At 31.5% G+C, this 13,503-nt stretch carries 15 protein-coding genes; 11 read left to right on the top strand and 4 right to left on the bottom strand.

Features of this window, described 5'->3' with window-relative positions:
* Nucleotides 1–2 precede the first annotated feature (2 nt).
* Nucleotides 3–743, top strand: coding sequence for an indole-3-glycerol phosphate synthase TrpC (gene trpC / locus ACAM25_RS11240; protein WP_369609810.1), 741 nt, complete (start codon nt 3–5; stop codon nt 741–743).
* Nucleotides 744–752: 9 nt separating this feature from the next.
* Complete coding sequence (locus tag ACAM25_RS11235; protein ID WP_369609809.1) at nt 753–1,952, top strand: pyridoxal phosphate-dependent aminotransferase; 1,200 nt, start codon at nt 753–755, stop codon at nt 1,950–1,952.
* A 36-nt stretch (nt 1,953–1,988) separates the two neighbouring features.
* On the opposite strand, the gene ACAM25_RS11230 is transcribed toward ACAM25_RS11235, so the two are convergent.
* A complete protein-coding gene (locus ACAM25_RS11230) occupies nt 1,989–4,418 on the bottom strand; it encodes a valine--tRNA ligase (protein WP_369609808.1) in 2,430 nt (809 codons plus the stop codon).
* A gap of 54 nt (nt 4,419–4,472) precedes the next feature.
* On the opposite strand from ACAM25_RS11230, the gene ACAM25_RS11225 reads away from it, so the two are divergent.
* Genes ACAM25_RS11225 through ACAM25_RS11215 form a run of 3 tightly spaced genes read left to right on the top strand, consistent with a single transcriptional unit; the run spans nt 4,473 to nt 6,143 of the window.
* A complete protein-coding gene (locus tag ACAM25_RS11225; RefSeq protein ID WP_369609807.1) occupies nt 4,473–5,453 on the top strand; it encodes an NAD(P)/FAD-dependent oxidoreductase in 981 nt (326 codons plus the stop codon).
* On the top strand, nt 5,431–5,820 hold the full coding sequence (locus tag ACAM25_RS11220; protein WP_369609806.1) for a hypothetical protein: 390 nt from the start codon (nt 5,431–5,433) through the stop codon (nt 5,818–5,820). The genes ACAM25_RS11225 and ACAM25_RS11220 overlap by 23 nt, the downstream gene beginning before the upstream one ends.
* Complete coding sequence (locus ACAM25_RS11215; protein ID WP_369609805.1) at nt 5,820–6,143, top strand: hypothetical protein; 324 nt, start codon at nt 5,820–5,822, stop codon at nt 6,141–6,143. Before ACAM25_RS11220 ends, ACAM25_RS11215 begins: the two co-directional genes overlap by 1 nt.
* On the opposite strand, the gene ACAM25_RS11210 is transcribed toward ACAM25_RS11215, so the two are convergent.
* Together ACAM25_RS11210 and ACAM25_RS11205 are read right to left on the bottom strand one after the other, a co-directional pair.
* Nucleotides 6,101–6,412 (bottom strand): hypothetical protein, encoded by a 312-nt coding sequence (locus ACAM25_RS11210; protein WP_369609804.1) that lies wholly within the window; start codon nt 6,410–6,412, stop codon nt 6,101–6,103. The genes ACAM25_RS11215 and ACAM25_RS11210 overlap by 43 nt on opposite strands.
* Entirely contained in the window at nt 6,409–6,627 is a 219-nt protein-coding gene (locus ACAM25_RS11205; protein ID WP_369609803.1) for a hypothetical protein, read from the bottom strand. Before ACAM25_RS11205 ends, ACAM25_RS11210 begins: the two co-directional genes overlap by 4 nt.
* A 112-nt stretch (nt 6,628–6,739) precedes the next feature.
* On the opposite strand from ACAM25_RS11205, the gene ACAM25_RS11200 reads away from it, so the two are divergent.
* From ACAM25_RS11200 to ACAM25_RS11175, 6 genes are all read left to right on the top strand, one after another.
* Nucleotides 6,740–7,267 (top strand): hypothetical protein, encoded by a 528-nt coding sequence (locus tag ACAM25_RS11200; protein WP_369609802.1) that lies wholly within the window; start codon nt 6,740–6,742, stop codon nt 7,265–7,267.
* Complete coding sequence (locus ACAM25_RS11195) at nt 7,200–7,814, top strand: N-glycosylase/DNA lyase (RefSeq protein WP_369609801.1); 615 nt, start codon at nt 7,200–7,202, stop codon at nt 7,812–7,814. Before ACAM25_RS11200 ends, ACAM25_RS11195 begins: the two co-directional genes overlap by 68 nt.
* Before the next feature lie 185 nt (nt 7,815–7,999).
* The gene (locus ACAM25_RS11190) at nt 8,000–8,941 is read left to right on the top strand and encodes a D-2-hydroxyacid dehydrogenase (RefSeq protein ID WP_369609800.1); all 942 of its coding nucleotides are present in this window, start codon (nt 8,000–8,002) and stop codon (nt 8,939–8,941) included.
* 1 nt (nt 8,942) lies between these two features.
* Nucleotides 8,943–10,058: an alanine--glyoxylate aminotransferase family protein gene (locus ACAM25_RS11185; RefSeq protein WP_369609799.1), complete on the top strand. Its 1,116-nt coding sequence runs from the start codon at nt 8,943–8,945 to the stop codon at nt 10,056–10,058.
* A 31-nt stretch (nt 10,059–10,089) separates the two neighbouring features.
* Nucleotides 10,090–10,350, top strand: coding sequence for a DNA-directed RNA polymerase subunit K (locus ACAM25_RS11180; RefSeq protein ID WP_369609798.1), 261 nt, complete (start codon nt 10,090–10,092; stop codon nt 10,348–10,350).
* A gap of 1 nt (nt 10,351) precedes the next feature.
* Nucleotides 10,352–12,346: a DNA topoisomerase I gene (locus ACAM25_RS11175; protein WP_369609797.1), complete on the top strand. Its 1,995-nt coding sequence runs from the start codon at nt 10,352–10,354 to the stop codon at nt 12,344–12,346.
* 43 nt (nt 12,347–12,389) lie between these two features.
* Here ACAM25_RS11175 and cdvC read toward each other — a convergent pair whose 3' ends face one another.
* Entirely contained in the window at nt 12,390–13,499 is a 1,110-nt protein-coding gene (gene cdvC, locus ACAM25_RS11170; protein ID WP_369609796.1) for a cell division protein CdvC, read from the bottom strand.
* Between the last annotated feature and the right edge of the window lie 4 nt (nt 13,500–13,503).

Genomic DNA, 13,503 nt, shown 5'->3' with positions numbered 1-13,503 from the left:
CAATGCCACGATTTTTGGATGGTTGGCTTTCTGATGTCGTTAAAAATTCTCTGAATAGGGCTAGGGTAAATAAGCCTAGAGAAAGGCCTATATATTTACTTTCTAAGTTCATAAAATCGTCAGTTAATAAAAATGCAATTATAGCTGAGTATAAAAAAAAGTCACCCTCTGGGTTAAACGAAAATAGAAACTTAGTAGAATACGTAAAGTTTATGGAAGAAAGCGGGGCTATAGGAATTAGTGTCTTGACAGAAGAAAAGTATTTTGGTGGTAGTTATAACGATTTAGAAACCGTCACAAAAATAGTTAAGCTACCAGTATTAATGAAAGATTTTATAGTTACTGAAAAACAAATAGATACTGCATTTAATTTAGGTGCAGATGTAATTCTTTTAATAGTTAAAATTCTTACTGAGAGAGAGCTTGTTAATCTGTATGAATATGCTAAGAGCTTAGGATTGGAAGCTATAGTAGAAATTACTGATGAAAATGATCTTAAAATAGCTCTGAGGCATAACTTTAATATTATTGGGGTAAATGCAAGAAATCTTATTAGTCTAGAAGTAGATATACAAAAAGTAAAGAAATTACTTGAGTTAATACCCAAAAACATTATCAAAATAGCTGAAAGTGGAATAAAAAGTAGGGAAGAAATTATTGAATTAAAGAAAGCTGGAGCTGACGCTTTCCTTATTGGAACTACATTAATGAAGGACCCAAACAAAATTAAGGAACTAATATAATTTTTTCCTATGTCAGTAGATAACTTTTCCATTTCAGCGAATAGTATAACTGGAGAATCCACATTAGTGTATCAAGATTTTGCAAGACAAGTACAGAAAACTAAAGGAATAAAAATAATAAATTTTGGAATTGGTCAACCCGATCTTCCTACCTTCGGTAAAATCAGAGAAAGCGCAAAGAAAGCTTTAGATGAGGGATTTACTAGCTATACTTCAGCCTATGGGATAGACGAGTTAAGACAAAAAATTGCTGAACATCTGAGTAACAAATACGGTAAAGTAAAAAAAGAAGAAGTAATCATAACTCCTGGAGCAAAAACGGCATTATATCTTGCGTTTTTAATGTATATAAATCCTGGGGATGAAGTTCTAATATTTGATCCTTCTTTTTATTCTTATGCAGAAGTCGTAAAGATGTTAGGAGGAGTACCAGTATATGTAAAAATGAAATTTAACGAGAATACGGGTTTCTCTCTTAATTTATCCGAAGTAGAATCAAAATTAACTAAAAAGACTAAAATGATAGTACTAAATAATCCACATAATCCTACTGGTATGGTATTTGATCCAATAGAAATAGAAAAATTAATGCAAATAGCGAAAGAAAGAAGAATAATTCTCTTATCAGATGAAATATATGATTATTTTATTTATGAGGGTAAAATGAAGAGTGTGCTTGAAGACCCAGATTGGAGAGATTATGTAATATATGTAAATGGATTTAGTAAAACCTTTTCAATGACTGGTTGGAGATTAGGCTATGTTGTTGCAAAAGAAAATGTCATTAGGAAAATGGCTGCATTAGCTGCTAACATATATACATGTGCTACTAGTTTTGCTCAGAAGGGAGCTCTAGCTGCTTTTGATTCTTTTGATAAAGTGAAAGAGATGATATCTTTATTTAGAAAAAGAAGAGATACGATGTATGAAGAGTTAAAGAAAATAAAGTGGATACAAGTTTATAAAAGTGCTGGAGCATTCTATATGTTTCCATATGTAGGGGAAATATTAAGGAAAAGTAACTTAAGTGTAAAAGATTTTTCATTAAAGCTTATTGAGGAAAAAGGAGTAACTACTATACCAGGTGAAGTGTTTCCATTAGATGTAGGTAAAGAGTTTGTTAGACTCAGTTTTGCTGTAAATGAAAATGATATAAGAGAAGGTATAAAAAGGATGAAAGAGTTTATTGATATGTTGATGACACCCTGATAGTGTGAAAGATGAACGGAACTCCCATGGGCTGAACTATTTTAATAATTCTGCTTTTATTTCTTGTCCTTCCTCATACATCACCTTGTCAATCTTCAACGTTTTCTTTATGTCATCTTCAACGTTTTTTATAGTCTCTATGTAATTTTTTGGTCCGATAAGTTTAACATTAATTGTCACTGGTATAGGTATTCTATTTTGGATCTTTAAAGTTCTTATGGCAGATGTAGTAGCCTTAATATACTTTCCTAAAGTGTCTATGTTAATATCTTCTTCAATATCATTCACATTAGGTAAACCTTCTAAGAGAATTGAGATTTTATCTCCAAATAGTCTGCTGTACATTTCTTCTGTAATGTGGGGAGCTATCGGGTGTAGTACTATAAGTAAATCCTTGAATATTCTGCTTAATGTGTATAAAGCTGAGGTATCTTCTGCGAAGAGCCTATGTTTAATTAGTTCAAGATATTCGTCTGCTATAGTTTCCCAGAAATATGAATATAATGATTCAACTACCTCATAGAAATTATATTCATTATAAGCTTCAATAGCTTTTTTAATAAATCTCTTATGCTCTTGCAATATCCATTTATCAATAGGATGGAGTTGGGTGGGTTTTTCGAACTTCTTCTTTCCTATGAACGGATAAGACAGTCTACCAGCATTCCATAATTTTTGTAGAAGTAACTTTTTACCTCTTACTGTTTCCCACTTAAATGGAAAGTCGTCTCCTATCCTAGCGTCTAACAAAGTAAGTCTTATTGAATCTGCTCCAAATTCATCAATTCTATCTAATGGATTCACTACATTTCCCTTACTTTTACTCATTCTAGTACCATCTGGACCCAGAACTTGACCGTTAACTAGAACTTCCTTGAATGGAATATTGCCAGTAAGAATTAACGTTCTAAAGAAGGTGTAAAATAACCATGTTCTTATTATATCTGTTCCTTGTAATCTCAATGAGGCAGGGAAAGTCTTTTCAAATTTCTTCTTATCAGTGTAAAATCCAGTTAGATAGATTACAGTTACGCTCGAGTCTATCCAGACATCAGCTACATCGGTAACTGGTTTTAATGGTAAGCCACAATAGGGACATTTATCATAAGGTGGTTTAGCCTTAGTTGGATCTATTGGTAAATCCTCTTCTTTAGCAGGAATGAGATGATTATTATCACAATACCAGAATGGTAGAGGTGTACCATAAACTCTCTGTCTGCTAATATTCCAGTCCCATTCTAAGCTTTTTATCCAATCTTCTAGATAATAAGCCATTCTTGAAGGTATAAACTTCATTTTCTTATATTCTTCTAATAATTTATCCTTGAATTGCAAGGTTCTTATAAATATTTGTTTCTTTACTAAGAACTCGATTGGTGAAAGGCAATCACTCCTTTCTGTATGTGATAAAACATTGTGTTTGAATTGTTCTACTTTAACTAAGAATCCTTTTTCTTTAAGTAATTCAATCATTTTCTTTCTAGCTTCTTCTATTTTTAAACCATCTAAAATACCGTTAGTGTTCTTTATTTTGCCCTTCTCATCTACTAATTCAGTAGTAGGCAAATTATATTTTAATTGCCACTTAATATCTTGAGGATCACCGTAAGTACTTATCATAACTGCTCCAGTTCCAAAATCTTTCTCTACTGCCTCATCAGCTATTATCTTTACTTCTTTATTAAAGATAGGAACAATTGCTATTTTACCTACAAGGCTCTTATATCTTTCATCTTCTGGGTGAACAGCTACAGCTTGTGTGGCTGCTAAAAGTTCTGGCCTTGTTGTCGCAATAATAATTTCTCCACCATCCTTTAAGGGGAATTTAATGTAAGCTAAGATTCCGTCTTTTTCTAAATAACCAACTTCACTTTGTGCCAATGCTGTTTCACATTTAGGGCACCAGTAAACTGGTCCTTCTCTCATTTCTATCAATCCCATTCTATGCATTTCAAGCAAACTTTTCTGTATTATTTTTCTGTAATTGTGTTCATAAGTTCTATATTCATAGCGCTCCCATTCTGGTCTATAACCTAATCTTATCATAGCTTCTCTCATTTTTCTTATCATTTCATCAGTCCATTCAATGCATTTTTTCAAAAACAGTTCTCTGTTCTCTTTGGGTACTTTGAGTCTATACTGAACTTTTAGTTCTGTAGGTAACCCTTGAGTATCCCATCCTTGAGGCAAAAGTACATTATATCCTTGTAATCTTTTAAATCTACCAATAGTATCCGCAATAGTAACCCAATAAGCATGACCCATATGTAGTTCTCCGCTAGTAAAAGGTGGTGGTGTATCTATAATGAATACGGGAGATTTATCATCTTCATCCTTAAATCTAAATACTTCCTCCCAATATTCTTTTGAAAGCCAAATTTTTTGCCATTTTAATTCTATTTCTTTTGGGTCATAATGCTTAGGCCATTCCTCTAATTTCTTATTGATTTCCTCTTGGGATAACAATAACTACTCACCTTAACACTAATTTATAAGGAGCTACTTTAAAAAGCATTTAAAATGACAAAAATAGCAATTCTAGGGGGAGGAGTATCAGGGGCATTATTATCATATTTGATAAAGACTAGAACTAATTATGATGTAAAACTTTTCGACATTAGAGAAAACTACGTTAAACCTTGTGGTGATATTGTACCTAACGTTTATAATCCTCCCGTACCATGGGAAATAAAATTTAATATAAAGAGATTTGCGTTCTACTTAGATAGGAAACTTGTTCATGATATTGAATATAGAAATACAAAGTGGTTAGTAATAGATAAATGGAAATGGATAAACCAGATGCGAGAAAAAGTAGGTGTTTCTCACATTTCTTTTTTTAATAAAAACGAGTTTGATATGGTAATTGATGCTAAAGGTCCATATGATATGGACAGAAATGTAGTTTACACAACAAGGGCTTTAGTAAAAACTAGTAAATTTGATGATATTGCAATATTCGAGTTTGACACTAGATATACTGGATTTTATTGGATATTTCCGAGCGAAGAAGGGATATTAAATATAGGGGCAGGGTTTTTAGAATACAAAAACTCAAAAGAGCTACTACTGAACTACATTAAAGAGAAGTATTCTGACGCTCTAATATTGGATATTAGAGGAGCACCAATTTCTGTCTCTCCAGTTAAGGATAAAAAATATAGAATAGGAGAAGCTAGAGGATTAGTATTTCCTTTAAGTGGTGAAGGGATAAGACCTTCAGCTATTTCAGCAGAAACAGCTTTTGAGGCAATTTACAAGGAGAAGCAATTTGATGAATTTATTGATGAAAAATTAAAAAAAATGTATAATGGTATAAATATTCAGCATAAATTACTAGAGCTATATAAATATTCCTCTCTCCCTCTAAGAAGATCTCTCTTAAGATTACTTTTTAGAAACGATATACTTATAGATGCGTATCTTGAAGATAAAATAACAATTGATGGCTTATTAGAATCAGTTAGGTCGATAAAAAATGGAAGTTTACTTAGAAAATAGCAAAAGTAAAAGTGGAAAACATGCTATAAGGACGCTAATTTTTGTTGTAGATAATAACAATATTTACGAGTATAAACCAACAAAAGTAAGAAAAGTTAATGGAATATATAAAGTTGGAGAGGCCGGAATAATAGATTTACCTAATGATAAAACATTTGTCTATATCTACTTAATAAAGAACCTCCAAAATAAAGTGAAAGGAAAAGTGATAGTTTACTCAGGTGGAGAACCAAAGCTTATAATGAATTATAGGAAATTAAAATTGAAATTAATTAAAGGAGACAAAAATTATTCAGAGATCGTAAAGAAAATCTTTGATAAGCTTAACATTCCAGTTAAGAAAATAAATCTTAAAGAGGTGAAATAATGTTTAGAGTAGAATTTATTCTCTTATCTTCTGATCCTTTAAAGCTCTCAAGATTACCTTATGTAGTAGATCTTTTAGAAAAAGAACTAGTAGATTTTTGTAATCCTATTAAGGCTGGTGCTACAATAATATGCGCTCCATCAAAAGATTCTCTCATCATAATTTACACAGCATTCAATGAGACGAAACAACTTAATGTTTATATAAGATTTGAGTCCTTAGATGCTCAATTACTTACTCAGATTGTAGATAAGGTTAATAGAAAACTTCGACAAGAAGGTTATGTTATGACCTTATCTAATACCTCCTCTAACTTATTGTAAATTTCTTCTGGTGTTAAGGCTTGGTTTTTTAACTCTATTAATACATTACATAGATATATATGAAGTCTTGTTTTGCAAAATACAAGCTTTTTAAGAGAGAAGTCTTGAGTTGAGTAATCAAAATCTAAATAAGCTATTTTATCATTAATAAAACTTAATCTCTTTACTATTTCTGTTCCATCAACTATCTTATCAGTATCTAAATATACAATGGAATCATTTATTATAGCAATTTGCTTATTATTTACAAAAAATTTCTTTATATTCATATTACTGGCACTAGTTCTGTGTTACAATATGGGCATTTCCATTTTAATCCTCTAGCATCTGCCTCACAGAAGTAGGCATTATACTTCTTTTCGCATTTAGGACATTTGTAAACTAAATCAGTCCCTATTTTTAATTTTCTATTACATATCCTACAATATACTGTGAACCATCCACTATGTCCGTAAGCGTTAGAGCCTCTTATTTTAATACTCATGGTTAAAAGTGACACTATGAAATATTTATATTTAACGTGAGGATTGTGTTATACTTTGGCTTTCATAAAGTGAATTTAATTAGTTTCTCAGAGTTATAATATATGGGAAAAATTGAAGGCTATCGTTGAATATTTTAACGGAGAAAATGTTCAACTTTATCCCGGTATTATAGGTATTAAGGTTAAAAAGAGTAAAGAGGAACAAATAGAAATAAATTCGGATGAAGAACTAGATAATATTTCATTAAAAGAAGGAATAGCTTATGTTCATAATTCTACTCCTTTACTTATTAAAGGAGTTACTTCGCAATATATATTACCTAAACCATTGAAATTATTAAGAATTGGAATCCCTATTTCTCTTGAAAATGCTGAACAAATACAAGTAAATTGGCTAACGTTCTTTGATAAGGATTATATATTAGTGGGATTTGATATCACTGATTCATTTGATAAGCCTTTTGCTATTTTAGAATTTGATGAAGGTTTTACAAAAGTAGTTCTAAAAGATGAATTTAGTGGAAGTAAACCTAAGAAAGAAAAAGTTAAAAAGGCGAAGAGGAAGAAGAAAAGTGCTAAGAGATCTAGTAAAAAATCCAAAGCTAAGAGCAAGAGTGCTAGAAAGAGCAGAAGAGTTTAGATTAAATAACAGAGCTGGAGAGGAAGTTTGGTTTAGAGAATTAATTTTATGTATTTTGACAGCAAATAGTTCTTTTATATCAGCATACAAAGCTCTTAATTATTTATTAGACGACATCTTATTTTTAGAAGAGAAACAGATTGCTAAAAGATTAAAAGAAAGCGGATATAGATTCTATAATTTGAAAGCAAAATACATAGCAGAGATAAAAAAGTATTATGGATATATTAAATTAAAAATAAAACCAATAGCAGATTATTCACAAGAAGAGGCTAGAGATTTTCTTTATAATAATATAAACGGTTTAGGTTTGAAAGAATCTAGTCATTTTTTGAGAAATGTAGGTTATTTTGATCTCGCTATAATAGATAGACATATATTAAAGTTCTTAAACGAAATTGGAACTACTAGTTTAAAAATTAAAAAACCAAAGGATTATTATTTAGCAGAGAGTCTACTTAAGTCAATTAGTTCTAATTTAAATATTCAAGTGGGATTGCTCGATTTGTATATATTTTTTAAACAAACTAATACAATCGTAAAGTAGAATAAAAAAATATAAAAATGAGTAACAAATGGTTATCATGGGTTAAAATGAATACAAATAAAATGCTAGAAACTTTGGAAAAGTTAAGAATTCCTTATTCTTATAACTTCTTCTCCTTCTTCTTCTCATCATCAATCTCATGTTAACTTCTTAAATTTCATAATTTTTAAAGGGGTGTTCTATGTATGGCCGTATATACTATAAAAGTCTTAATTACGGACCCCATAGATGAGATCTTGATAAAAAGCTTGAAAGATAAAGGAGTACAAGTTGACTATCAACCAGAAATAAGTAGAGAAGAACTATTGAAAGTTATAGAAGATTATGATATTATCGTAGTTAGAAGTAGAACAAAAGTTGATAGAGAAGTTATTGAAAGAGGTAAAAAGCTAAAGATAATAGCAAGAGCTGGTATTGGTTTAGACAATATAGATACAGAAGAGGCTGAAAAAAGAAAGATAAGAGTTGTTTACGCTCCTGGGGCTTCTACGGATTCGGCTGTAGAATTAACTATAGGACTAATGATAGCTGCTGCAAGAAAGATGTACACTTCTATGAATCTAGCAAAATCAGGGATATTCAAAAAACTTGAAGGGTTAGAATTAGCTGAGAAAACTATTGGAATAATAGGTTTTGGTAGAATAGGAACTAAAGTAGGAATAATAGCAAATGCAATGGGAATGAAAGTTCTTGCATATGATATAGTAGATATAAGGGAGAAAGCTGAGAAAATAAATGCAAAAGCGGTTAGCTTAGAAGAGTTAGTTAAGAATTCTGATGTTATTAGCCTTCATGTTACTGTAGGCAAAAACGCTAAACCAATACTTGATTATCCACAATTTGAAATGATGAAGGATAATGTAATTATTGTTAACACTAGTAGAGCAGTTGCTGTTAATGGTCTTGCCCTATTAGATTATATTAAAAAAGGAAAAGTGTATGCTTACGCTACTGATGTATTTTGGAACGAACCACCTAAAGAAGAATGGGAATTAGAACTGTTAAAACATGAGAGAGTTATAGTTACAACACATATAGGGGCTCAAACAAAAGAGGCTCAAAAAAGAGTTGCTGAAATGACTACTCAAAACTTACTTAACGCAATGAAAGAGTTAGGGATGATCTAAAATGTTATTAATTCCTGGCCCCGTTGAAGTACCTAAAAGTGTAAGAGAAGCTTCTACATTAGTAATTAATCATAGAAGTGAAGGGTTTAGAGAAATAGTAACTGGACTAGAAAAATTAATGAATAAACATTTTAGCTCTACAAGAGTAGCTTTACTTACTGGATCTGGAACATTAGCAGTAGAATCAATGATATATTCTCTAACTAAGCCAGGAGAAAAGGTTATAAGTTTTCCATATGGTGAATTTGGAAGGAGACTTGTAGATTCATTGAAAAGGAGAGGAACAAATGTAAAAGTTTATGAGAAACCAGTTGGTAACACATTTTCTTTAGAAGAGATAAAGCAAGCTATTGATGAAAATAAAGATGCTACAACTGTCGCTATTGTTCATAATGAGACAAGCGGTGGTGTAGCTTTTAGAAACTTAGAAGATGTTGTAAATGTTGTAAAGAGAAAGGGCCTAAAGATACTAGTAGATTCTGTTTCTGGTTTTGCTGCGTATAAAATCTTAGTAAATGAATGGAAGATTGATGCAATTGCTACTGGTAGTCAAAAAGCCTTAGCCTCCGTTCCTGGGATGGCATTTGTTGCATTATCAAAAGATGGGATAAGTGAATTAGTAACAGAAAACCTTCCATCATATCTCGATATTTCTCTTCATCTAAAGTTCCAGGATAAAGGTGAAACTCCATTTACTCCAGCAGTAGGAGTGTTTAATGCGTCTTTAAGAGCTGCAGAACTTCTTGAGATAGAAGGAATTGAGAACAGATGGAGAAGGCATGAAGCTTGTGTAAGATTTGTTAGAGAAGTATTATCTTCATATGGATTTTCACTTTTTGGTAACGAATCAAACTTCTCTAATACAGTAGTAGCAGGAGTTCCTCCAATTCCAGATTTTAGGAAAAAGTTGAAAGAATTTAACATAGAAATTTCTGGCGGTATGGGAGAATTAAAAGAAAAAATAATAAGAATAGGTTTGCTAGGAGTGGTTGATGATAGGGCAGTTAATAAATTGCTTCAAGCTACTGCAAAAATATTAGGAAAAGAATATGATTATAGGCCACCGGAAGAGTGCAAACTTCCTGAACCTTTGAGAGAAGAAGTAGAGTGGAGTTAATCTTATTTAAAACTTTTAGGAGTGTTTTACTGTGAGTATAAATAAGATTTTTGAAGAAAGTTGGAAGAATAGGCTTACTAAATATGAGATTGCTAGAATAGTTAGTGCTAGAGCTTTACAACTTGCAATGGGAGCATCTCCATTAATTGATACTAACAACTTACCTTTTAATGATGTAATAAGTATAGCTGAAGAGGAACTTAAAAGAGGAGTTTTGCCTATTACTGTTAGGAGAGTATATCCTAATGGAAAAGTTGAATTAGTAAGTGTAAAGAAAGTAGAGTTCAAATAATATGAATTGTTCCCCGAAAAGTTATATTCTTATAATTGCAGAAAAGAGTAAAGCTGCAAGAAAAATAGCTGAAGCTCTTTCTGAAAGACCAATAACATGTAGAAAGTATTCAGTAAACTACTGGGTTGTAACATATAAAGGTAAAATAAATGTTATAGCACCCGCAGCTGGTCATCTATTTAATCTTTATGGGAATAACTCTTTTCCAGTTTTTTCTATGGATTGGAAACCTCTTTGGGAGATAGATGAATCAGCTAGATATACAAAAAAATACTATGACTTATTAAGTTCTTTGTCTAAATACGCTATTGAATATATAAATGCATGTGATTATGACATAGAAGGATCAGTAATAGGTTATATGATAATAAAGTTCTTTGGGGATCTAAGAAAAGCAAAAAGAATGAAATTTTCAGCTTTAACTAAACAAGATATTCAAAGAGCATACTCAAATCTCTCTCCATTAGATTACAACATGATTAATGCTGGAATAGCTAGGCATAAAGTAGATTGGATTTGGGGAATTAACGTTAGCAGAGCATTAATGTTAGCTGTAAAATCGGTTAGTAAAAAGAAAGTTATTTTAAGTGCTGGTAGAGTTCAAAGTCCAACGTTAATTCATGTAGTCGATAATGAAATTTCACGTGAGGAATATGTTCCATTACCTATGTATAAAGTTAGTGTAAAGGTTAAGATTGATAAAGAGATCATAAGCATAACATTAGATAGAACTTTTGAGAATAGGTCTGATGCTCAAGATTTCGCAAATAAAATTAAGAAATCAAAAGTAATTGTGAAAGATGTTAAAGTAGAAGATAAAACCTTAACTAGACCTTCACCATTTAATTTAGGAGATTTACAAGCTGAAGCAGGCAAGATCTTAGGTTATTCACCATATTATGTGGAAAGATTAGCTGAGGAACTCTACTTAGACGGATTAATAAGTTATCCGAGAACTAATAGCCAGAAGATTCCTTCATCAGTTGATATAAATAGTATAGTTAATGGCTTAGCTTTATCTTTTAAGAATCTAGTTGAATTAACAAGAAGCATAACTAAAGGAGAATATGTGGTAAGACAAGGGACTAAAGATGACCCAGCACATCCAGCTATTTATCCTACTGGAAATAGAATAAATGAAAAGTTACCTATCCAACAATATAAACTTCTAGAATTAATAACGAGAAGATTTTTAGCTAGTATATCAAAAGACGCTATCATTAAAAGTCAAAAAGTTATAATTTCATTTAAAGAATCCAACATAGACGAAGAAATTACAAGGCAAAAAGTGCAATTTAGAGGCTGGTTACTACTTTATCCTTATTATAATGTAACTGACGAGGAACTACTTAACGTTAAAAGGGGTGATGAAGTGGAAATAGAGTCTGTATCAGTGAAGATGGATGTTTTAAAACCTAATATTAAACGATATAATAAAGTACAATTATTAAAATGGATGGAGAGTTTTAACTTAGGTACAGAAGCTACGAGAGGTAGGATAATTGAAACTTTATTTGATAGAAAATATCTTTTTCAAAAGAGAGGATCTATTTATCCAACTCCTTTAGGAATCGTAGTTGTTGAAGTCCTTAAAGATTATTTTAAAGATTTAACTAGTGTTAAGCTTACTGCTGAGATGGAAGAGAAGCTTAATAGTATATTAGATGGTAAGGAGACAGTTGACAAAGTAGTTGAAGACACGGTTATCACGCTTAAGAAGTACTTAGAAAATTATGAAAAATATAAGGATCAAATAGGGATTAAATTAGCCAAAATTCTTGGATTGGTCAAGTATAAGAAATGTAAGTATTGTGACCTAGAGGCTGAATACGGTGATTTATGTAAATATCATTACGAAGCCACAATTAAATTAAAAGAGGCCTTAAACACCTGGAAAGAAAGAACAAAATTAGATGAAAAAGATATTTTGAAAAAAATTTATAGGTCTAAGTCAACTGGAAAATTTGTAAAAGATATAATTTCTGAGATGATGTGAGTCATGCCAACTTGATAGGTGATATGAACCCTGGGGTATCTGATCATAAAGCTTTAAACTTCTCATGCCATGCCTCATAAGCTTTAATCATTTCTTGGTTAACACTTGGCTTTCTAATTTTGATTACCTCAATGAAATCCTCCATCGTTACGGGTCTTGGCTCATTTAAGTTATTAACGAACATTTCCTTAACTACTCTTATTTGAGCAGCTTGAACAATGTCCTTAATATCACTGGCTGTATATCCTTCTGTCATTTCAGCAATTTTATTCAAATCAACGTTTTCCATCTTAATCTTTGATGTATAATATTGAAGTAATGCTAATCTTTGTTGGAAATCTGGAAGTCTTACATATATTCTTTTTTGGAATCTTCTTAAGAAAGGTTCATCTAATCTCCAAGGTTTATTTGTAGCTCCTATAACATAAACTTTAAAGTTCTCTGACTTATCTTGTAAACCATCCATCTCTTTTAGGAATTGATTTCTAACCCTAACTTCACCACCGTTTTCACTACTGTAAATTCCTAATAACGCATCAAGTTCATCGATAAATATTATTACTGGTTTTCCTTCTTTCTTGCTTATTTCTCTAGCCTTATTAAATACTTTTGCTACATTTTTCTCTGCTTCGCCTAACCATTTTGACATTATGGAAGCAGCATCTACTTGTATGAAATAGGAGTCTATTTCATTAGCTACAGCTGCAGCTATCATTGTTTTACCACACCCTGGAGGACCATATAATAGTATCCCTCTAGGCCATCCTAATGGGAACAGATCTGGCCTTTTGCTAGGATAAACTATAGCCTCTTTTAATGCCTCTTTTACGTCATTAAGACCTACAATATCCTTAAAGGAAACTTTAGGTTTCTCCTTAACTATAAGATCCTCGATGTCAACTTGCTTTGAATCACTGCCACTTGCTGGAACTGCTTCCTTTAATACTTCTATTCTTTTTTTGTATTCCGCTATCATCTGCTCATAAACTTTAATAGATGGAGAATCTGGGTATAATGCAATTAATTGTGAAAGCACTTCTATTGCCTTTTTATAGTTGTTTATTGCATCCTCTGCCTTTCCTTCCTTGTCAGCTTTTACAGCATTTATAGCATATTTTCTAGCCATTTCTTCTAACATTGCTTGAGCTGACATCTAC

It is taken from the genome of Sulfurisphaera javensis (assembly GCF_041154675.1).
Taxonomy (GTDB): domain Archaea; phylum Thermoproteota; class Thermoprotei_A; order Sulfolobales; family Sulfolobaceae; genus Sulfurisphaera; species Sulfurisphaera javensis.
The sequence above is the reverse complement of the archived record's forward strand: the minus strand, read 5'-3'. Positions and strand labels throughout refer to the sequence as shown.